This is a genomic window from Deinococcus aestuarii, from assembly GCF_018863415.1.
GTDB lineage: Bacteria > Deinococcota > Deinococci > Deinococcales > Deinococcaceae > Deinococcus > Deinococcus aestuarii.
Window position 1 is genome coordinate 338,233 of record NZ_JAHKSN010000002.1, and the last position, 20,013, is coordinate 358,245.

22 protein-coding genes are annotated in these 20,013 nt (G+C 68.5%); 11 read left to right on the forward strand and 11 right to left on the reverse strand.

Translation table 11 applies throughout. The features are described from left to right. The first annotated feature begins 111 nt into the window (after positions 1-111). Positions 112-1,368, forward strand: a complete 1,257-nt coding sequence (locus tag IC605_RS04780; RefSeq protein ID WP_216319706.1) for a dihydroorotase — start codon at positions 112-114, stop codon at positions 1,366-1,368. Next, entirely contained in the window at positions 1,365-2,216 is an 852-nt protein-coding gene (locus IC605_RS04785) for a metallophosphoesterase (RefSeq protein WP_343216506.1), read from the forward strand. Before IC605_RS04780 ends, IC605_RS04785 begins: the two co-directional genes overlap by 4 nt. Here IC605_RS04785 and IC605_RS04790 read toward each other — a convergent pair. From IC605_RS04790 to paaZ, 4 genes are read right to left on the reverse strand one after another with little or no spacing between them, the layout of a single operon-like run. Further along, positions 2,213-2,623 carry an META domain-containing protein gene (locus tag IC605_RS04790; RefSeq protein ID WP_216319708.1) on the reverse strand — a complete coding sequence of 137 codons (411 nt, stop codon included), beginning with the start codon at positions 2,621-2,623 and terminating at the stop codon, positions 2,213-2,215. The two genes, IC605_RS04785 and IC605_RS04790, sit on opposite strands and share 4 nt — an antisense overlap. Before the next feature lie 46 nt (positions 2,624-2,669). Then, the gene (locus IC605_RS04795) at positions 2,670-3,494 is read right to left on the reverse strand and encodes an enoyl-CoA hydratase/isomerase family protein (protein WP_216319709.1); all 825 of its coding nucleotides are present in this window, start codon (positions 3,492-3,494) and stop codon (positions 2,670-2,672) included. Then, positions 3,491-4,771, reverse strand: coding sequence for an AMP-binding protein (locus IC605_RS04800; protein ID WP_216319710.1), 1,281 nt, complete (start codon positions 4,769-4,771; stop codon positions 3,491-3,493). Before IC605_RS04800 ends, IC605_RS04795 begins: the two co-directional genes overlap by 4 nt. A 19-nt stretch (positions 4,772-4,790) precedes the next feature. Then, positions 4,791-6,863, reverse strand: a complete 2,073-nt coding sequence (paaZ, locus tag IC605_RS04805) for a phenylacetic acid degradation bifunctional protein PaaZ (RefSeq protein WP_216319711.1) — start codon at positions 6,861-6,863, stop codon at positions 4,791-4,793. A 345-nt stretch (positions 6,864-7,208) separates the two neighbouring features. On the opposite strand from paaZ, the gene map reads away from it, so the two are divergent. After that, positions 7,209-7,952, forward strand: coding sequence for a type I methionyl aminopeptidase (gene map, locus IC605_RS04810; RefSeq protein ID WP_216319712.1), 744 nt, complete (start codon positions 7,209-7,211; stop codon positions 7,950-7,952). An 85-nt stretch (positions 7,953-8,037) separates the two neighbouring features. Here the strand turns inward: map and IC605_RS04815 are convergent, their stop codons facing one another. The 5 genes from IC605_RS04815 to paaA form a co-directional block, all read right to left on the reverse strand. After that, positions 8,038-8,421 carry a hypothetical protein gene (locus IC605_RS04815; protein ID WP_216319714.1) on the reverse strand — a complete coding sequence of 128 codons (384 nt, stop codon included), beginning with the start codon at positions 8,419-8,421 and terminating at the stop codon, positions 8,038-8,040. Between the two features lie 39 nt (positions 8,422-8,460). After that, entirely contained in the window at positions 8,461-8,955 is a 495-nt protein-coding gene (gene paaD / locus IC605_RS04820) for a 1,2-phenylacetyl-CoA epoxidase subunit PaaD (RefSeq protein WP_216319717.1), read from the reverse strand. Between the two features lie 4 nt (positions 8,956-8,959). Further along, on the reverse strand, positions 8,960-9,769 hold the full coding sequence (gene paaC, locus IC605_RS04825; protein ID WP_216319719.1) for a 1,2-phenylacetyl-CoA epoxidase subunit PaaC: 810 nt from the start codon (positions 9,767-9,769) through the stop codon (positions 8,960-8,962). Then, positions 9,766-10,401: a phenylacetic acid degradation protein gene (locus tag IC605_RS04830; RefSeq protein WP_216319723.1), complete on the reverse strand. Its 636-nt coding sequence runs from the start codon at positions 10,399-10,401 to the stop codon at positions 9,766-9,768. The genes paaC and IC605_RS04830 overlap by 4 nt, the downstream gene beginning before the upstream one ends. A gap of 68 nt (positions 10,402-10,469) precedes the next feature. Then, positions 10,470-11,432, reverse strand: a complete 963-nt coding sequence (gene paaA, locus IC605_RS04835) for a 1,2-phenylacetyl-CoA epoxidase subunit PaaA (RefSeq protein WP_216319726.1) — start codon at positions 11,430-11,432, stop codon at positions 10,470-10,472. Between the two features lie 147 nt (positions 11,433-11,579). Between paaA and IC605_RS04840 the strand changes: the two genes are divergently transcribed. Beyond that, a complete protein-coding gene (locus tag IC605_RS04840; protein ID WP_216319729.1) occupies positions 11,580-12,185 on the forward strand; it encodes a TetR/AcrR family transcriptional regulator in 606 nt (201 codons plus the stop codon). Positions 12,186-12,191: 6 nt separating this feature from the next. Here IC605_RS04840 and IC605_RS04845 read toward each other — a convergent pair whose 3' ends face one another. Further along, positions 12,192-14,012, reverse strand: coding sequence for a glycoside hydrolase family 13 protein (locus IC605_RS04845; RefSeq protein ID WP_216319731.1), 1,821 nt, complete (start codon positions 14,010-14,012; stop codon positions 12,192-12,194). After that, positions 14,009-14,659, reverse strand: coding sequence for an HNH endonuclease signature motif containing protein (locus IC605_RS25535; RefSeq protein WP_216319732.1), 651 nt, complete (start codon positions 14,657-14,659; stop codon positions 14,009-14,011). Before IC605_RS25535 ends, IC605_RS04845 begins: the two co-directional genes overlap by 4 nt. A gap of 349 nt (positions 14,660-15,008) precedes the next feature. On the opposite strand from IC605_RS25535, the gene IC605_RS04855 reads away from it, so the two are divergent. The 7 genes from IC605_RS04855 (at position 15,009) to IC605_RS04885 (ending at position 19,949) form a co-directional block, all read left to right on the forward strand. After that, entirely contained in the window at positions 15,009-15,653 is a 645-nt protein-coding gene (locus IC605_RS04855) for a hypothetical protein (RefSeq protein ID WP_216319734.1), read from the forward strand. Positions 15,654-15,718: 65 nt separating this feature from the next. Further along, the gene (locus IC605_RS04860) at positions 15,719-15,940 is read left to right on the forward strand and encodes a helix-turn-helix domain-containing protein (RefSeq protein WP_216319736.1); all 222 of its coding nucleotides are present in this window, start codon (positions 15,719-15,721) and stop codon (positions 15,938-15,940) included. Further along, complete coding sequence (locus IC605_RS04865; RefSeq protein WP_216319738.1) at positions 15,940-16,296, forward strand: hypothetical protein; 357 nt, start codon at positions 15,940-15,942, stop codon at positions 16,294-16,296. The genes IC605_RS04860 and IC605_RS04865 overlap by 1 nt, the downstream gene beginning before the upstream one ends. Further along, the gene (locus IC605_RS04870; RefSeq protein ID WP_216319740.1) at positions 16,293-19,073 is read left to right on the forward strand and encodes a DNA primase family protein; all 2,781 of its coding nucleotides are present in this window, start codon (positions 16,293-16,295) and stop codon (positions 19,071-19,073) included. Before IC605_RS04865 ends, IC605_RS04870 begins: the two co-directional genes overlap by 4 nt. Beyond that, positions 19,070-19,459, forward strand: a complete 390-nt coding sequence (locus IC605_RS04875) for a hypothetical protein (protein WP_216319742.1) — start codon at positions 19,070-19,072, stop codon at positions 19,457-19,459. Before IC605_RS04870 ends, IC605_RS04875 begins: the two co-directional genes overlap by 4 nt. After that, the gene (locus tag IC605_RS04880; RefSeq protein ID WP_216319745.1) at positions 19,456-19,722 is read left to right on the forward strand and encodes a hypothetical protein; all 267 of its coding nucleotides are present in this window, start codon (positions 19,456-19,458) and stop codon (positions 19,720-19,722) included. Before IC605_RS04875 ends, IC605_RS04880 begins: the two co-directional genes overlap by 4 nt. Beyond that, the gene (locus IC605_RS04885) at positions 19,719-19,949 is read left to right on the forward strand and encodes a helix-turn-helix domain-containing protein (protein WP_216319748.1); all 231 of its coding nucleotides are present in this window, start codon (positions 19,719-19,721) and stop codon (positions 19,947-19,949) included. The genes IC605_RS04880 and IC605_RS04885 overlap by 4 nt, the downstream gene beginning before the upstream one ends. The last annotated feature ends 64 nt before the right edge of the window (positions 19,950-20,013 follow it).

A 20,013-nucleotide genomic window follows, 5' to 3' on the forward strand; every position in this document is an offset into this window, starting at 1 on the left:
TCTCTTGTACAGAGCGCGCTGCGGGTCACTTGCGGTCACCCCCTCCCGGCCTCCCCCCTCTAGGGGGAGGAGTACAAAAGCAAATGCCTCCGCTTGATTCAAGGGACTGAAATGACACAACTCACCATCACCAACATCAAACGTCCCGGCTCCGACCAACTCGAAAGCGTCACCGTCGAGAACGGTGTCATCCAGGGCTGGAATCTCGGCGAAGTCGGGGAAGTGATCGACGGGCGGGGGGGCACGGTCGCGCCCGCCCTCATCGAACTGCACGCCCACCTGCGCGAGCCGGGGCAGACGGAGAAGGAAGACCTCGCCTCTGGGCTCGCGGCGGCGGCGGCGGGCGGATACGGGACGGTCGTGTCCATGCCGAACACGTCCCCGGTCGTGGACGACCCGGCCATCGTGCAGGCATTGATCGAGCGGGCGGACGGGCTGGGCCTCGCGCGTTTGAAGCCTGCCGCCGCGCTGACGAAGGGGCAGCAGGGCGAACAGCTCGCCGAGCTGACCTACCTCAAGGAGGCGGGGGCCGTCATGTTCACCGACGACGGGCGGACGAACGAGAACGCCCGCGTGCTGCGGCTGGGGCTGGAGTACGCCCGCTCGCTCGGCATGGTTGTGAGCGTCCACGCGGAGGACGCCTCGTTGCGCGCGGACGGGGTGATGAACGAGGGCCCGGTCTCCGAGGAACTGGGCCTCCCTGGCAACCCGGCGGCGGCAGAGGCGGCCCGCGTCGCGCGTGACCTGGAGATCGTGGCGCAGACGGGGGCGCGGCTGCACGTCCAGCACCTCTCGACGGCCCGCGCGCTCGACCTCGTGCGGGAGGCGAAGGGGCGCGGCCTGCCCGTCACCTGCGAGGTCTGCCCACACCACCTGACGCTGACGGACGAGGCGCTGCGGAGCTTCGATGCGATCTACAAGGTCGCCCCGCCGCTGCGGACCCAGGCGGACGCGGATCACCTCCTCGAAGGGCTGCTCGACGGCACGGTGGACTGCCTCGCCACCGACCACGCGCCACACACGCGGGCGGAGAAGGAGCGCGACCTCCTGAGTGCGCCCTCCGGCATCGCGTACATCGAGATCGCCTTCCCGCTGATGTGGACGCGCTTTGGAGAACGGCTGGGGCTCGAAAAGCTGCTCGACCTGATGACCGCCGCCCCCGCCCGGGTGATGGGCTGGCCCGAACCGACGTTGGAGGAGGGCGCCCCCGCCGACCTCGTGGTGCTGAACCTGGAGACCGAGCGCGAGGTCAACCCCGCCGAGTTCCGGAGCAAGGCGAAGTTCACCCCCTGGGCGGGCGAGACGCTGAAGGGCTGGCCGACGCTGACGGTGGTGGGCGGGAAGGTGGCGTTCAGACGGGAGGGGTGAGACGGGCGGCCTGGACGGTGGGCCTGGGCCTGAGTGCGCTCGCCGGAGCCGCGCTCGCCCAGGCGTACACCTTCGAGGTCAACTCCCACCGACGCGAATTGACCGGCCTGCGTAAGCCTCTGCGGGTCGTCCAGCTCTCGGACCTGCATTACGGGGCCTACATCGGGCGTGGGTCGGTGCGGGCGTGGGTGGACGCGGCGCTGGCCCTGCGGCCCGACGTGGTACTCGTCACCGGGGACTTCGTGGATAAGCGAGGGGTGGCACCCCTGGAGCCCCTGTTCGGGGAACTCGCCCGGCTGCGTGCGCCCCTGGGGGTCTGGGGCGTGTGGGGCAACCACGATCACGCCCACTTCCGCCGCACGGCCCACCGCGGGGGCCGGTCGCCGGGGGCGGCGCGCGACGCCTTCGGGGCGGACCTGCGCCGCTCGGACGTCCGCCTCCTCTGCAACGAGGGGACGACGCTGCGGGACGACCTCTTCCTGGCGGGTGTGGACGATCTGCGGTGGGGAAGGGTGGACCTGGGGGCGGCCCTGGCCCGCGCCCCGGCCGGGGGTGCCGTCCTCCTGATGAGCCACACCCCCGACCTCCTGCCCGAGGTGCCCGGGCGCGTCGGCCTGACCCTCTGCGGCCACACGCACGGGGGACAGGTGTGCCTGCCGCTGATCGGCCCCCTCGTCACCTCCAGCCGCTTCGGGCGACGGTTCGCCTCCGGTTTCGTGCGGGGTCCGGCGCCCGGTTTCGTCTCACGCGGGCTCGGCGTGACGACCCTTCCCTTCCGCCTGAACTGCGGCCCTGAGGTGGTCGTCTTCGATTTCGTGCCCGGTGGAGGCGAGGGCCTGGAGGCTTAGCGTTGGGCGCCCGGGCGCTCGAAGGTCAGCCGGGTCGTCCTGGAAAACAGCATGAGTTGCCCCGCTCCCTCGCTCAGGACGTACTGCTCCGCGCCGTTCAGCGCCCCGAGGAACGCCTCCGGGATGACGAAGGGACAGCGTTCACCGGGCGCGGGCGTGAGGGCACGGACATTGATCTCGACCCGGCTGGCGGCGGCCCGGGTGGACCCGGCGAAGCCCCCGCACCCGAAGCGGCCCTGAGCCGTGTCGCCGTTGATCACGAGATAGGCCGTGCCTGGAGATACACGGCCACTGCCGAAGCCCTGCACATTCGTGAGTTGCCAGGTGCCGCTCAGCGGGGCGGATGTGGCCGCCCGTGCGGTCGGGCCTAGTGCCGTCAGGGTCAGAAGGAGGAGCAGGGGACGCATACCTCAGCGTGGGGGAAGCGGGTGATGAGGTTCTGACAGCCTGGCTTTACCCGTCGCCCGCGTCAGGGAAGTTCGGCGAACGCTTCTCCCGTAAGGACGCCACGCCCTCGTGCACGTCCGGTCCCGAGAAGCCCAGGAACTCCAGCGCCAGCGAGGCGTCGAAACTCGGCCCTGCCAGCCGCAGCCAGTTGTTCAGCGCCTCCTTCGTCCAGCGCACGGCGGTCTGGCTTCCCTGCGACAGGCGCAGGGCAATCCCGAAGGCGCGGTCCAGCAGTTCCTCTTCCGGCACGCACAGGCTCACCAGCCCGATTCGCTCCGCCTCCGCCCCACTCAGCGGCTCGTTGAGCAGCAGGTAATACTTGGCCCTGTTCAGGCCGCACAGCAGCGGCCAGATGATAACCGCGTGATCTCCGGCGGCGACCCCCAGCCGCGTGTGACCGTCGAGAATCCGCGCATTCGGCGCCGCGAGGCTGATGTCCGCGAGCAGGGCGACGGCGAGCCCGGCCCCCACACAGGGCCCGTGAATGGCGCTCACCACGGGTTTGGAGCAGTTGACGATGTTGTAGACGAGATCGCGCGCCTCCTTATGGACCCGGGCGCGCGTCTCCCACGATTGGGCCATCTCCGCCACCAAGCCGAGGTCCCCGCCCGAGGAAAAGCCCCGGCCCTCCCCGCGCACGACCACGCAGCGCACCCCGGGGTCGAGGTCCACCTCGCGCCACACGTAGGCGAGGTCGCGGTGCATGGTGGCGTCGGCGGAATTGAGCGTCTTCTCGTTCGACAGGATGAGTTCGAGGATGCCGCCCGGGTGAGCCTGGAACTTCAGGGACGCGAACCGTTCCCGGTAGGGCGTGAGGTCGGGCGCGCTCAACGGACCACCCGCAGGTCCACCACGCGCCGCAGTTTGCCCCCCTCGCTGCGGGGGAGGGTGCCGGGCTCGCACAGTTCGCAGCCGATGGACACGCCCACCTGCGTCTTGACGAGCCGCACGATTTCCTGGCCGAGCGACCCGTCCAGGCGCGTACTTTCCACCTTCAGCAGCAGTTCATCCATGCCGCCGCCGCGGGAGAGCACGAGTTGGTAATGCGGGCTAAGTTCGGAAAGATGCGCCAGCACGGCCTCGATCTGGGTGGGGTACACGTTCACCCCGCGCAGGATGATCATGTCGTCGCTGCGGCCCCGGATGGCGTCCATGCGGCGCACCGTGCGGCCCGTCGTGTTCTCGCCGGGCAGCAGGCAGGTGATGTCGCCCGTCCAGTAGCGCAGCAGAGGCAGGGCGGTGCGAGTCATGGACGTGAGGACGAGGACGCCGTACTCGCCGTCGGGCAGGACCTCGCCGGTTTCGGGATCGACAATTTCCGGGTAGAAGTGGTCCTCCCAGAGATAGCTGCCCCGCTGCTCCTCCGCGTCCTCGTTGCTCACCCCCGGGCCGATAATCTCCGACAAGCCGTAGATGTTGGTGGCCTTCACACCTAGGCGGGCCTGGACTTCCTGGCGCATCGTCTCCGACCAGGGTTCGGCGCCCAGCACGGCATATTTCAGGCTGAGGGTCTCCGGGGTGTGGCCCCGCCGGGCCAGCGCGTCGGCCAGAACTAGCGCGTAGCTCGGCGTGCAGGCGATCACCTCGGGCTCCAGGTCCTCAATGATCTGCACCTGCCGCTCGGTGCCGCCGCCTGACACTGGAATGACGCCCAACCCCAGCCGCTCGCCGCCCGCGTGCGTCCCCAGCCCGCCCGTGAAGAGGCCGTAGCCGTAGGCGTTGTGGAAGAGCATCCCGGGCCGCGCCCCCGCCGCGTACAGGCTGCGGGCGACCACCTCGGCGAACACGTCCAGATCGTTCTCGTCGTATCCAACAACGGTGGGCTTGCCGCTCGTGCCGCTGGAGGCGTGGACGCGGCGCAACTCCGAGCGGGGGACCGAGCACAGGCCGAAGGGGTAGCCGTCCCGCAGGTCGCTCTTGCGGGTGAAGGGGAAGCGGCGCAGGTCGTCCAACGTCTTCAAGTCGTCCGGAGTCACCTCGGCCTGGGCGAACTTCTCCCGGTAGGCGGGTACACGCTCATTCAGGTGGGCGACGGTGGCTTGCAAACGCTCCAGTTGCAGGGCGCGCAGGACGGGAAGCGGCATCGCCTCCGCAGATGGGTTGAACATGGTTGAGTGTACCGTCGGGTCAGGCATCCGCCCTCGTCTCCTGCGCCACGAGCGTCAGGATCGAGTACGTCGCCACGAGCACCTCGTTCTGGTTGGTCACGTCCACCCGCCACTTCACGACCCCGGTGGCGGGCTCGCCCGGTTTGGGGTCCTTCGCCGTCTTGCTCTGCACGGTCAGGCGGGCGCGGATGGTGTCGCCGAAGCCTACGGGCTCGGTAAACCGCAGCCCCTCCAGACCGTAGTTCGCCAGCACCGGCCCCACCCCCGGGTCCACGAACAGCCCCGCCGCCGCGCTCAGCACGAAGTACCCGTGCGCCACCCGCCGCCCGAACAGGCTCTCCCGCGCCCCGATCTCGTCCGTGTGCGCGTAGAAGCGGTCGCCGGAGAGGCCCGCGAAGGCGCTCACGTCCGCCTCGGTCACCGTGCGGCGCGGGGTGAGGAGGCTGTCACCGACCCGCAATTCCTCGAAGGTCTTGCGGAAGGGGTGAACCACGTCCTCGCGCACCTCCGCCCCCGGCACGTACTCGCGCGTGACGGCGGTGAGGGTGGTGGGATCGGCCTGCACGGCGACCTTGTTCATGTGGTGCTTGACCCCTGAGAGGCCCGCCAGCTCCGCGCCGCCACCCGCCCGTCCGGGGCCGCCGTGCAGGAGTTGAGGGAGTGGCGAGCCGTGCCCGGTGCTCTCCCCCGCGTTCTCGCGGTTCAGGACGAGGAGGCGACCGTGCGTGCTCGCCATCCCCAGGACGAGTTCGGTGGCCTCGGTACGGTCGTGCGTGACGATGCTCCCGACCAGCGACCCCTTCCCCATCCGGGCGAGGCGGGCGGCGTCCTCCAGCGTGTCGTAGGGGAGCAGGGTGGCGACCGGGCCGAACGCCTCCAGCTCGTGCGGGCCGCGCGCCGTGAGGGGCGACTCGCACAGCAGCACGGTGGGGTCGAGGAAGGCGCCCTTCTCGCGGTCGCCGCCCAGCAGCTCGCGCTCCTCACCACCGATCACCAGGCGGGCCTCCCGTTGCAGGGCGTCCAGGGTCCCCCGCACCCGCTCGCGCTGTTCGGTGCTCACGAGGGCCCCCATCCGCACGTCGTCGCGGGCGGGGTCGCCCAGGGTCACCTTGCCGAGTTCGCGGCGCAGGGCCTCCACGACCTCCTCCACCCGGTGACGCGGGACGATGGCGCGGCGGATCGCGGTGCATTTCTGCCCGGCCTTGCTGGTGATCTCGCGCGCCACCTCCTTGACGTAGAGGGCAAACTCGGGGTCTCCGGCCTTCACGGTCAGGCCCAGCACGGAGGCGTTGAGGCTGTCGGCCTCGGTGTTGAAGGGCACGTTGCGGGCGACGATGGTGGGGTGGACCCTGAGCTTCGCCGCGGTCGCCGCCGAGCCCGTGAAGGCCACAAGGTCCTGCTCCTCCAGGTGGTCGAGGAGGTCGCCGGGCTCCCCCGTCACGAGTTGCAGGGCCCCCTCCGGCAGCAGCCCCGAGGCAATGATGTCGCGCACCACCCGCTCGGTGAGGTAGGCCGTCTGCGGCGCGGGCTTGACAAAGCTGGGCATCCCGCCGACGAACGCCTGCGCGAGCTTTTCCAGCATCCCCCACACCGGGAAGTTGTAGGCGTTGATCTGCACCGCCACCCCGTCGCGCGGCACGAGGATGTGGCGGCCCACGAAGGTCCCGCCTTTGCCCAGCCGCTCCACCTGGCCGTCGGGCAGGAAGCGTTCGTCGGGCAGGTCGCGCCGGGCCATGCTCGCGTAGCTAAATAAGGTCCCGATCCCGCCCTCGATGTCCACCCAGCCGTCGCGCCGGGTCGCGCCCGTCAGCAGGTTGAGGGTGTAGTAGTCCTCCTTGCGCTCCAGCAGGTACGACGCCAGCGCACGCAGCGCCCGCGCCCGCGCGTGGAAGGTCAGCCGCCGGATCGCCGGGCCGCCCACCTCGCGCCCGTAGCGCAGCGCCTCGCCGAAGTCCACCCCCTCGGAGGAGATGACGGCCACGGGACGGCCATACACGGCATCCACGAGCGCCTGCCCGTCGGCATTGGCGTGCCAGGTGCCGTACACGTAGGAGGCGGGGCGGAGGATGTCGGGGGTGGGGAGGGTGGTCATGGCGACTCCTGGGACTTAGCGAGGTTTCGGATATGTATTTGCAGATAACAGGGGCAAAAATCGTAGCCCCTTGATCTGGCCCAGCTCGTTATAGCTTCTTGAAATTTCCTGGCTTGCCGAAGCTCAAGCGGCGGGTCACTGAAAAAGTCGTACTCGTTTCCTGGCCCAAACTCAGCAGTTCCAGTAATCCTATGCCCAGGAAGCAAATTGAACATTGCTTCTTGCACTTCCCGAACAGCCTGCTCCCAGTTGGGCAGGTCTTGGAAGTCGCAAAGGTGCCCCAATGCGCCGGCGGGAGGAGGGAGGGTCGTCATGGGGCTCCTTGGTATTGGCCTAGAATCGTGTATGACGATCAGCAACGAGCGTGACCTGGAAGGCATGAGGCTGGCCGGGAAAGTGGTCGCCAGAACGCTTGAGGCGCTCAAGGCCGCCGTGGCACCCGGCATCACCCCTGCCGATCTGGACACGCTGGCTGGCGAGATTTTTGCCCAGTATGGCGCCTTTTCCGCTCCCCGTGCCGAGTACAACGCTCCCGTGAACGTGTTCGTCAGCGTGAACGAGGACATCGTTCATGGCCTGCCGACGCATCGGCCTCTCGCGGCGGGCGACGTGGTGTGCATCGATGTCACGCCGAATGTGGGAGGCTACGTCGCCGATGCGGCGGTGACGGTCGCCGTGCCTCCCGTGTCGCCCGTCGCCACCCGTCTGATCGCCTGTGCCGAAGCCGCATTCGCCCAGGCCATGAAAGCCGCCCGCGCGGGCCGTCCCCTGAACGGCATCGGCAGGGCGATTGAAACGGAAGTGGCGCGACGTGGCTTCACCCTGCTGCGCGAGTTGCAGGGACACGGGGTGGGCCGGGCCATTCACGAAAAGCCGGAGGTGCCCAACTTCTACCACCCGGCGCTCCAGAAACCCTTGCACGAGGGGCTGGTGATCGCCATCGAGCCAATGGTTTCCACTGGCCGAAACTGGCGCACCAAAACCCTGCGGGACGGCTGGACGATCTCCACGACGGACGGGGGCATCGCCGCCCACTTTGAACACACCATCATGATCACCAAGGGTGCGCCGCTGATTTTGACGGCCTGAAGTCACACGCTTTTAAACGGCGGCGGCGTGCTGGGTGCCGTGGACGTAGGAGGCGGGGCGGAAGACGGAGGGGGCGAGGGGGTGATCACGCGCTTCCCTCTATGGCATCCGGCTCTATAAGCGAGGGAATTGAAACCGCATCACGTAAATGCAGTGCAAGCTGAGCAAGCTTGAGGAGATGCCCCAAAGAAATCAACATGTACCGCCGATTTACCTCAGATATAGCACCAGCATCGATTTGGCAGAAGAGATCGTATACTGCCTGTCGAAACTCGACTATCGCGGAGGTCGGCAATTCGTCGAAGTCCAAATAGAAGTTGTATCTATGTTCTTCTAGGTATAAAACAAGCTCTGAACTCCCAACCCTCCGGGCGAGAAGATGTTCCACTATTAAGTCAAATGCCCCACTGGAGTCTTTCCAAACAAGATCGGTCTTTTCGTCTGAAAACAAGTTGATTAGCGCCGACATAAATCCTCACCACAACAGCCAGAAGACAAGCCGCCACAATCACACACTCTTAAACCCCTCGAACGGCTCCTTGCAGCTTTCGCACACGTACAGGCGCTTGCACAACGTCGGGCCGAAGCTGGCCGTCATCCTCACGTTCAGCGAGCCGCAGCGGGGGCAGCGGGTGGGTTCGGGGTCGAGGGTGATGAGGGGGGTGTCTCCGGCGGGGGCGGGGGGCGCGATGCCGTACTGGCGCAGCCGCTCGCGGGCGTCCGGCTGAATCCAGTCCGTCGTCCAGGGGGGCGTGAGGGTACTGCGGACCTCCACGTCGGGCACGCCGAGGGCCCGCACCGCCTCGCCGATGGACTCGCGGATGACATGCAGCGCGGGACAGCCGGAGAAGGTGGGGGTGAAGGTGACCGTCACCCGCCCGCCGTCCACTGCCACGTCCCGCACCATGCCCATATCGGTGACGGACACGACGGGAATCTCGGGGTCGGGCACGGCGGCGAGGGCACTCCAGACCTGCTCGGGGGTGACGTGGGGGGCGGTCATGGGATCACCACACCTCCGCGTTCGCGTGCTGCCGCGCCACGCCCTGCATCTCGGCGAGGAGGGGGGCGAGGTGTTCGGTGTGCACGTCCCGCCCTTCCGCCGCATCGGCCAGGGTCATCGGCAGGAGAAGGCCACACTTCCCAGTGAGGTGAGGCACCACGAAGCCCTCCCAGCGGGTGCAGACTTCCCCCAGGTCGGGGACGATTCCGGCGGCCACCAGCTCCGCCTCACCGGGCACCGGGGCGAACAGTTGGGCGACGTGGGGCCACAGCTCATCCAGCGCGTTCTGCGTGCGGCGGCGGCTCTCCTCGGTGCCGAGGGCGAGGCGTTCCACCCACAGGGCGGCGTGCTGGAGGTGGAACCTCTCCTCGCGCACGGCCTTTGCGGCGACCTCGGCGAGCGGGGCGTAGGTGCTTCCCCGCGCCGCGTCCAGCCACAGCGCCTCGTAGGCGTCGAAGAGGAATTGGCGCAGCATCGTGAAGGCCCAGTCCCCCTTCGGCAGTTCCACGAGGCGGACGTTCGTGAACTCGCCCGCGTCCCGGAAGAAGGCGAGGCGGTCGGGGTCGGAGCCGTCGAGCCTGCCCCGCAGGTCGAGGTAAAGCGAGGCGTGCCCCAACTCGTCCTGCGCGATGTTGGCGAGGGCGATGTCCTCTTCGAGGATCGGCGCGTGCCCGGTCCACTCGCCGTCTCGGTGCGCCAGGATGATCTCGTCGTCGGCGAGGGCGGTGAGCTTGCGGATCAACACGGCCCGAAGCTCGGGCGTGAGCGTCTCCTGCTGACTGCTCAGGGCTGATGGCTGACCATTCCCTGTCATCGCTGCACCTTCGGCGCCCTGTCATGCGGGTGGTCGTAGACCTTATGGTCGCCGACGTGGGGTTCCTCGTTCACGCGCCCCGGCATCTTGCCCTCGCGCTTGAGTTCGCCGACGTGCCGCCCGATCACCCCGTAATACTGCTGCTGCTTGTACGTCTTGTCCTTGGCGGGGGCGAACCAGCTCTCCACGGTGCCCGGATCGTCGCTCGTGCGGACCACGACGGATTCGGGGAAGACGAGCCAGGTCAGCGCGTCCGGGTGTGCCTCCCGCGCCTGCCGCAGCGCGTCGCCGGGGCCACTCGCCTCCAGCGTGCCCACCAGATCGACGAAGGTCATAGAACGTTTGTGCGTCCGCTTGAGGCCCAGGTGGTAAGTGCCCGCCTCGCCGGGGGTTTCCAGCACCTCGGGCCGGGCCGCAACTTCTTCCGCGGTGGCCGTCAGAATATCGGATTCGCGCACCGTCCAGAGACTCACGGCGGAGGGACGGCGCGCGAAGACGTTACGGGCGGTGAGTAGGGCGTGGTCGGGGTCTCCCGCGTGGACGCTCCCCACCGCCTGCCAGGGCCGGTTCGGCGCGTCCTGCTTGAAGACCTCCCAGCGGGGCCATTGGGTGTCGGGGTGGGGTGTGGTCATCTCGTTCACCTCTCTGAAAGGTGGACCGCGAGGGACAGCCTAGTGTCTCCTCGCGGTCCCCATCCCGTTCAGTCCGCCGCCTGCGCCACCTGCCGCGCCGCGTACGCCTGCATGGCCTCGCGCACCCAGGCGCCGTCCTCGTGGGCCTTCTGGCGGGCACCGAGGCGCTCTTTGTTCAGCCCCTGCTGGCCCTTGATGACCGCCCAGAACTCGTCCCAGTTGATCGGCCCGTGCCGCCAGTTGCCGTCCGCGTCCTGGTGCAGGTCGGGGTCGGGGATGGTCAGGCCCGCCTCCAGCAACTCGGGGACGTGCTCGTTGATGAACTCCTGCCGCACCTCGTCGTTCGTCTTGAGCTTGATGCCCCACTTTGCCAGAGCGCCCGTGTTCGTGCTGTCGGCGTCGTGCGGGCCGAGCATCATCAGGGCGGGCCACCACCAGCGGTTCAGGGCGTCCTGCGCCATCCGCCGCTGCTCGGGCGTGCCCTGCGCGTAGGTGACGATCATCTCCTTGCCCTGCTTGTGGTGGAAGGTCTCCTCCGAGCAGATGCGGACCATCGCCCGCGAGTAGGGCCCGTAGGAGCACCCGGCGAGCATCGTCTGGTTCTTGATCGCCGCCCCGTCCACCAGCCAGCCGATCATGCCCACGTCGGCCCAGGTGTGGGTGGGGTAGTTGAAGATGCTCGAATACTTCGCCTTGCCGCTCAGCAGGGCGTCCAACATCTCCTCGCGGGTCGCGCCCAGCGTCTCGGCGGCGTGGTAGAGGTACTGGCCGTGCCCCGCCTCGTCCTGCACCTTGGCGATCAGGATGGTCTTGCGCTTAAGAGAGGGCGCGCGGGTGATCCACTCGCCCTCCGGCAGCATCCCCACGACCTCGGAGTGGGCGTGTTGGGAGATCATGCGGATCAGTTGGCGGCGGTACTCGGCAGGCATCCAGTCGCCGGGCTCGATCTTCTCGCCGCGCTGGATTCGGGCCTCGAAGGCGGCGTGCTGCTCGGCGGTCTCCGTCATGGCACTGTCCATGTTCGTCGTCATGGGAATCCTCCTGGCTGGGGCGGCGAGGGCGGCTTGCGGGTGTCAAACTAACAGTAGTTAGGCAATTATAGGAAAGTGGAGGGGCGGCGTCAAATCCGTCTGCCCGGTACCTGTCGGGCCCGTCCCACCTGCTACCCTGCGCGGGAGATGACGACGGCCCCCGGCCCTTCCTCCGAACGCAAGGAGCAGATTTACCGCACGGCGGCCCGGCTGTTCTCGGAGGTCGGGTACCGCTCCACCTCCATGCGCGACATCGCCGCTGCGCTGGGCATCAAGGCGGGCAGCCTCTACTCGCACATCGAGGGCAAGGAGGAGCTGCTGTGGGGCATCGTCACCCGTATCGCCGACGAGTTCGACGAGGCGCTGCGCCCGGCCGGGGAGGCGTCCCTCTCCCCCTCCGAGCGGCTGCGTTCCGCGCTGACGGCGTACACGGAGGTCGTCACCCGTAATTTGGAATACGCGACGGTGCTGTTCAGCGAGTGGCGGCAACTGCCCCCCGAGCGGCAGGCGCAGGTCAAGGCGCGGCGCGACGCGGTGGAGCGGGTGTTCCGCGACATCATCCGGGAGGGGGTGGGGGCGGGGCAGTTCGTGCCGGACACCGATGTCAAGCTGACCGCCGTCCTCGCGCTCTCGGGGGCGAACTGGCTCCCCAACTGGTTCAAGCCCGAGGGAAGCCTCGGCCCGCAGGAGGTGGCGCAGACCTTCGCCGCGCTGCTGCTGCGGGGCATCGAGGTGCGTGCGGACGAAGGCTAGCGGCTCCTAGACGCCCTGAAGCCGCCACATCCCGAAGGCCGGTCCCTTACTGGGCAGCGTGACCCACCCGTCCGTCTCGGCCCGGAGGTCGGCGGTCCCGGCGAGCCCCGCGAGTTCGGACCCCACGACCTGCGCCGGGAGCCGGACGGAGGAATGGTCCGCACGCGCGGCATGGACGAGGACGGTCTCGCCGGGCGCCTCGCGCAGGAAGGTCAGCGCGTCGTCGGCAACCGACAGCCACCTCAGGCCGCCGCGCTGGAGGGCGACGCTCCCGGCACGGGTGGTGAACAGGGCGCGGGTCAGGGCGAGCCTCCGTTCGTCCCACCGCTCCGGATGTTCCCACGGCATCGGGAGGCGGGCATATTCCGGTCCCATCGCCCTCAGGCCGATCTCGTCGCCGGAATAGATCATCGGCACGCCGGGGTAGGCGGCGAGCATCCCGAAGGCCACGTCCACCAGCCGCTCGTCCCCGAGGAGGGACGCGACCCGGTGCGTGTCGTGCGAGCCGATCAGGTTCATCGCGTGCAGGGTGGCCTGCCAGGGGGTGACCCCGGAGAGGGAGCGCATCGCCCCCACGACGAGAGGGCCGGGGAGGTTGGGCAGCAGCGGGTACTTGCCGTGCTCGTAGGGCCGGGCCTGCGGCGGGAGGAGCCACTGCCACAGCGGGCGCGTGAACGCCGCGTAGTTCATGGTGCCCTGGTAGCCGTCCCCGAGAAGGTCGCGCCCCGCGTCGTGGTTGGACTCGGCCTGAAGGAAAGACTCGGGCGTCACCCCCGCCATCGTGCGGCGGATGGTGGTGGCGACCCTGCGGCTGAGGTCGATCTCCCCGTGAATCCCCGTCATGTTGGCGACGTCGATCCGCCAGGCGTCCAGCGCGTGCGGTCCGAGCCAGCGCGCGACAACGGAGTCCGGGCCGTCGTAGAGGCGGCGGCGCAGCTCGGGGCTGCGGTGGTCGAAGATCGGCATCTCCCGCATCCCCCACCACGCGTCGTAGCGGCCGGGATAGTCGGTGAAGAAGAAAAACTCCCTCTCCGGGGAGCGGGGATCGGCCAGCGCGGCCTGGAACCACTCGTGCGTGTCCCCGCAGTGGTTGGTCGTAAGGTCGCCCATCAGGCGGAGGCCCCGAGCGTGTGCGGCGTCGGCGAGCCTCGCCATCGCCTCGTCGCCGCCGAGGAGGGGATCGACGCGGCTGAAGGTCGAGGCGTTGTAGCGGTGGTTCGACTCGGCGGGGAAGAAGGGCGTCAGGTAGATCGTCCCCACCCCCAGCGACGCGATGTGGTCGAGGTGCGCGGTGATGCCGTCCAGGTCCCCGCCGTAGAGCTGGCGCGGCGTGTCGGGCCCCTCGCCGATCACCGGGTCGTCCCAGGCGGCGGGTTGGGCCCAGGCGGGGGCGGGGCGGTCCTGCGACTTGGCGAAACGGTCCGGGAAAATCTGGTACATCGTGCCCGTCGCCCACGGGGCGGGCGGGTCGGACGTGCTCAGCCGGAAGTCGGCGGCGTCGGCGACGTCGTGACCGTGCAGCCCGCTGCCGTTCAGCCACTGGTAGTGGTGCGGGCCGCCGTCGAGGAGCCAGCGGTAGCTCACCACCGGGTTGCCGACGGGGAGGCTGACGCGCAGCCAGGTGCCCTGCCCGTCCCTCCGGTCCACGGTGGCGCGCACCAGCTCGGGCTCGCCGTCCACGAGGACACGCACCCAGGCGCTCTTCACGTCCGAGGCGTGCGGCACCCGCAGGAAGACGTCGGCCCGGCCCCCGAGGCGGGGACTGGGTTCGGGAACGTACAGCGGCGAGCCGTCGTGGTGGGGCTGGGCCCAAAGGGCGTCGGTCATGTCGTCTCCTGGGTTCGGTGGGCTTGCCCCGGCGGTGTGGTCGGGCGGCTGTGGCCTGGCGTTCGGTTCGGGGGAGCGTCAACACCGGGGCGGCAGGAGAGGCGCCGATCCCACCTCCGAGCGCACTCGCCGCACCGGAGCGAGGAAACCCGCCTGGGAGTGGACTTCCCCGTCCTGGTGATGAAGTGCTGAACCGTGTGACAAGTTGGGCACAGGAGTTGCAGATTGCTGGGGTGGTTGTTACTGCGGTCGCGGTCCACGTGATGAACCTCCAACACCTCGGGAACGGCATCGTAACCGCAAAGTTCGCATTTGGCCTCACGGTCTCTCAGGGCAATGCTCCGGTGACTGCCTCTCCCATCCTTGTAGCAGCCTACTTCCAACAGTTTGACTGCCCGGGTCTGCGCCCTCTCCTTACCTTTCCTGTCGCAGAAGATCAGCCCGCTTCTGCTGGCTAGTTGTTTGGATTTGATGCGGTAAAGCGGCGTACCACAGAAGGCACAGCTACAGTTCGGCTCCTTCTCTTGCCGGTCGCGCCATTGATGCCTGGCCGAACAAGCCGTGGAGCAGAACTTGCCGTTACCTCTATCAACTTCTTGTGGGGGAGCATCGAACTCCCCTCCGCAGTACAGACACCTTTGAAGCATGGTCCATCTTACTTTTCGGGCGGTCGCAAAGCTGCGCCCCTCCACCAAACAAAAGAAAAACCGCGCTCCTGGCGCGGCCTTTCGACTGGTGGAGATTTGGGGATTCGAACCCCAGACCCTCCGCTTGCAAACTGGCCCAACCGTTTTTTACGCATGGCAACGCATAAGCACGGGTCTTCTGAATTTGGCCCTCTGGGCGAGCCTTTCTACCTCTTCCCCACCCCGTCTCATACGCGCTAGATAATAGACGTGTACAGGTGAGTTGGTCACGGGTTGGTCACGTTGGTCATGCCCCGGTGCGCTCACATCGCGGTAGATAGCGAGAGGTTCTTGTGTTATCTTTTGATACATGCAGGTTCGCGCCAGTATTCGGAAGCGCCGTCGGCAGTTAGCTGACGGGTACTCCGATTTTGGAGCGGGCGAGCCCCGTGAGAAGCACCTGCGCCGCAAGCTGGAGCGCGAGTGGCGCAGCGACCGACTCAGCGAAGAATCTCTTGGCCGGTGGGTCTGGGCGTTGGACCTGCACCCGGTAGCGGCTGGGCTGAGCGGATGGCGACCACGCTGCACAGAAAACGAGTGGGAAGACATGGAGCGGGAAGCGGCGCAGGTTCTAGCTGAGCAGCGCGCCCGTAATGCTGCCGTGATCCGCTGGTATGCGGTCCAACTCCAACGCGGGCGCGAGGTCTCAACGGCAGAACTGGCCGACCGCCTGGGCGCTATCGATGAGACCCAGGCGAGGGCACTCCTGAATGCCTTCGCCTTCGACCTCTTCCACAGGCGACAGCACCGGCACCTGTGGCGAGCTTTGAAGCGCCAGGAAGGGCTAGAGGCTGGCCTAACGGGTGCTGAGTCCCAGGCAGAGGCACGGCGGGTGGAAGCCGAGCTAGAGCGGCTGACAGCGCGGCCCATCTCGCCTGAGCGACCCGCCCGCCTGAAGAGGCCGCGCCCCATCGAGCACCGGCCCCAAATCCAACCGAACGCGCCGACCAACTAAGAGCTTCGCTCCGGCTGAAGTTCTGCCCCACCCCCTCGGTGGGTGAAGTTGGAAGGTGCTTTCCCTTGACCACGATCAACCATGAAGAACGGGGCGCATCCTCGCCTATTGCCGCCTACCTCAGCGTTCCCGACGCTGCCGCCTACCTAGGCGTACACCCCTCGCTGGTCTACAAAGAGATTCGCGCCGGGCGGCTACGTGCCGTGAAGATCGGCGCGAAGGTCATCCGCATCTCCCGAGAGGCGCTGGAGGCGTACACCGCAGCCCAGAGCACGGGGGCAAACTGATGCCCCGCCGTGTGCAGGACGGCGGGGGGCAGGCAGCGCGGGCGGGCGCTGGGGACAGCGTATCAGGGGGGTGCAGCGTCCTGAAAGGGGCAAAGCAGGCCCAGGCACTCGACCGCGCCTACTTCAAGAAGAACCCCCAGGCGCGCAGCTACACCCGGCCCTACATCGAGGGCGAGTGCGACCTGCTCGGCGAGGGTGACCCCCGCCCGCTCTTTGTCGCTGTGGCGTTCGTGTCGTCGGGAATCCGCTGCAAGGCCGCCGCCTTCGACCGTGCTGGGTTGATGGAGGCCAAGCGGGAGGCCGAGGCACTCGCGGCCCAGTGGCGCGGAGGGGCGGCGCGGGGAGCGTCGGCATGAGCGGGTCTCACGTCGAGACGGTCGAGACATTCGCCCGGTTCTTCCCACCCAATCCCGTGAAGCATGGGCGGGTGCTGGGGCGCGACCCGCAGACCGGGAAGAAGAAGGTCGAGACGAAGGAAGGCGCCCCGGTCACCCTCCAGGCGCTCGACACGCACCTGGGCGCAAAGGGTAAGGTCGCGGGGAACGCCCTGGGCTACCTGCCCGGGTACGAAGACGGGACGCTTGTGGGCGCGATTGACCTTGACGGGAAGGACTTCCCCGGCAAGGGACTCGACGACGCGCGTCGGGCTGTGCTGGAGACGTGCGCCGGGCTGAACCTGAACGCCTACCCGGAGCGCAGTCGCAGCGGCAAGGGTTGGCACATCTGGCTCTGGGCAGACGAGCGCCTGCCTTATGGCGTCATGCGGGCCGCGCTGCGCGAGATTGCACACCACGCTGAGCTGCCGAAGGTCGAGACGTACCCGATGGGCGACGATGCCCGGGGCCGGTGGATCATCACGCCTTACAGCCGCGCCCTCAAGGGGGAGCGGCCCTACCTGGGGCGCACCTACCTTGAGACGGACGAAGGCCAGCCCATCCCGGTAGACGAGCTGGGCGAGTGGATCACGCCCAACCCCGCCGAGCGGCTGTGCGCCCTGGCCCAGGAGCACGCTGAGCGCGCCCGGCCCACCATGCCTGCTGCTGCGCCCGCAGCGGGGAGCAGCGGGGACCTGCTGCCCGAAGCGGTGCCCCTGCTGCTAGAGGCTGCGCGCGAGCACGCCCCAGCCGCCCGGCACGATGCACTGGCCGCCTTCCTGAACATGGGGCAGCGAGCGGGCGACCTCGCTGGGATGGTCGAGGGGCTGAAGACGCCTGAAGTCTTCACCCGGTGGTGCGCTGACGGCTCGCGCACGGTGCAGGAGTGGGCGGAAGAAGTTGACCGCTGGGCTGAGAACGTCGAGACGGGCGGCGCGGAGGCCCGGCGCGGGCTGCCCTACCTGCGAGAGGTCGGGTTCACGGTGCCGGACCTGCCCAGGCGGAAGGACGCCGAGCGGGTTGAGAAGCTCGCCGGGGGGATGAACCTGGGTGAGCTGCCCCAGGCTGCGGACATCCCCGAAGCGGAACACTGGGTAGCTGAGGACCGGGCCGAGTACAGCGACCGGCAAATGTTGGACCTGCTGGGCCTGAACCGCTGGCCGGTGACTGCCCCGGATACCGACACCGCCCACGCCTACCGCCTCGCCGAGTTGGCCGGGGGTGACCTCCGGTACACGGGCAAGCTGGGCGGGTGGCTTGCCTTCGACGGGCGGCAGTGGCGCATGGGCGCCGGGCGCAAGGGGGACGGCGAAGGCGACCTGATGGCCCAGGGGCTCTCGCAGAAGCTCAGCGGGATCATGGGGCCGGAGGTCGCGCGGCTGTTCGCCCTGCGCGGTGTGTTGGCGCCCTTCAAGGGCTCGCGCGAGATGGACATTCAGGCGATGGAGCGGGCGGCCTGGCGGCATGTGCGGGCGCAAAAAGCCGTCGAGAGCCGCAGCAAGCAGAAGGCGGTGCTGGAGAACGCCCGCCCGCTGCTGATGGTGGATCACGCCCTCTTCGAGCCCCGCCCCTGGGTGCTGGGCTTCCAGAACGGCGTGTGGGATCACGGGCAGATGCGCGAGCACCGCCGCGAGGATCACATGCTGACGCTCTCCCCGGTCGAGTACCACGCCGACGCCGACCGGGGTGTGTGGCAGGAGGTGCTCGACCGGATCACCGGGGGGGACGCCGAGCTGGCCCGGACGCTTCAGGACGTGGCCGGGTACGTCCTCAGCGGTTCAAGCACGCTGCGGCTGTTGCCGTGGCTCTACGGGCCGAAGGGGACCGGGAAGAGCACCTTCGCCGAGTTGCTGGGGACGGTGCTGGGCGACATGGCGGCAAGCCTCGATACAAAACTGTTCGCTGCGGACAGCGCGCGGGAGCGCCTGGGGGCGGCCGTGTGGGGCAAGCGGGCGGCCTTCTGCGCCGAGGCGGGGAACGCGCGGCTGGACGCCGAGCTGCTGAAGACCCTCAGCGGCGGGGACCGCCTGCCTGTGCGCTTCCTGTTCAGCGAGCCGTTCACAGCGGCTCCGCGTCACGTCCTGCTGATGGTGGCGAACGATGCGCCCCGGGTCGAGGCATACGACGAGGCTCTGAAAGATCGCGTACTTGCCCTGCCGTTCCTGCACCCGCTGGAGGTGCCAGGTCTGCCGCGCCTTCTGGGCGGGGCGCGCATCGAGGCGATGCGCCAGGACCCGACCTCAGCACTTGTGCAGGGCTTCACGCCCTGGGCCGTTGAGGGGCTCGGCAGGGTTCTTCGGGAGAGGAACGTGTACCGCGCGCCAGTCACGGCAGACGCCACGGCGGGCTTCTGGGCAGATGTCGACCCCCTGCGCGAGTTCTGGGCCAGCCGTGACCTCTCTTCCCTCAGCCTGGGCGTAGGAACGGCCGAGTTCCGGCAGGAGTACGAGAAGTGGTGTGAAGCCGAGGGCGCCCGGCCTGTGGGGCAGCGCGCGTGGTATGCGGCCTGCGCTGCCGTGGGCCTGCACAAGGGCAGCAACGGAAAAAACCGTGTGTGGAGGCTGAAAACTGCACGCCTGTTCCCCGGCTGGGGCAGCGCGGGCGCCGGTGGGGACTTTGACACTTTGACACTTTCGGGGTCAATTCCCAATTCTTCTCGGGAGAGCCCCCCCTTAAAAAATGACTCCTTAGAAGAATTGGGAACAGGCGTCAAAAGTGTCAAAGTGTCAAGCGCTGCGGGCTGGGAGGATGAGCTGTGAGGCTGGTCGAGCTGCGCCGGGAACTGGTACGCCACGGCGTCAGCCTCGCGGTCACGGCAGAGGGGAAGCTGCGCCCCTCCGCAGACGCGCGTCCGCCCCGCGAGCTGGTCGAGGCGATGCGCGAGCACCGGGCCGCACTGCTGCGCCAGGTCGAGGAGGGCCGCCTCCCTGACGGGCGCCTTGACGTGGACCGCCTCGCGGCTGAGCCCGGACACTGCGGCTGCTGCGCCCGCTGGCAGGGGCCGGACGCCTATGGGGACGGGATGTGTCCGCTGGGCCGGGCCGCTCACGGCTGGGCAGACGGCAGCCCCACCGCGCTGGTCCTGACCCCGTCTCACCACGGCTGCGGGGCGCACAGCGGGCAGGGCTGGCAGGTGAGGGCGTGACGGGCAGGCGCTACCCAGCGGGGCGCGTCCTGCTGTGTCTCTCCCTCGCCGAGCAGCGGGTCACGGGCATCGAGGAGCGACTGCTCGGGCAAGGCGAGATGCCGGGCCGTGCCACCCTGCGCGCCGCCCTCGACGATCTGGTCAGCCGGGGGTTGGCCCATGTGGAGAAGCGCGGCGCGGTCCATTACTTCCGCCTTGCCGAGGGGCACGCGGTCGAGGAGGCCCTCGACGAGGCCTGGGAGACATTCGGGGGCGCGACATGACTTCCCCGGTCGTCCCTCCGGGCGTCCCCTCGCTGCTCAAGGTCGGACAGGTGGCACGGGTGCTCGGCTTCAGCGAGCGGCGCGTGAAGACGTGGCTCGACCGGGGCACCCTGCCCTATGTCCAGCCGACGGGGCGCTGTGGAGCGCGGCTGGTGCCCGCTGCGGCCCTTGCCGACCTGGGCTCGCGTCACGGCCTGCCCTTGCGCTGGGTTGAGGCGCTGGGCTAGTCGGACCGGAATGTCTGGAGGGGCCGGAACGTCCGCAGCGTTCCAGCCGCTCTGCGTACCCTCG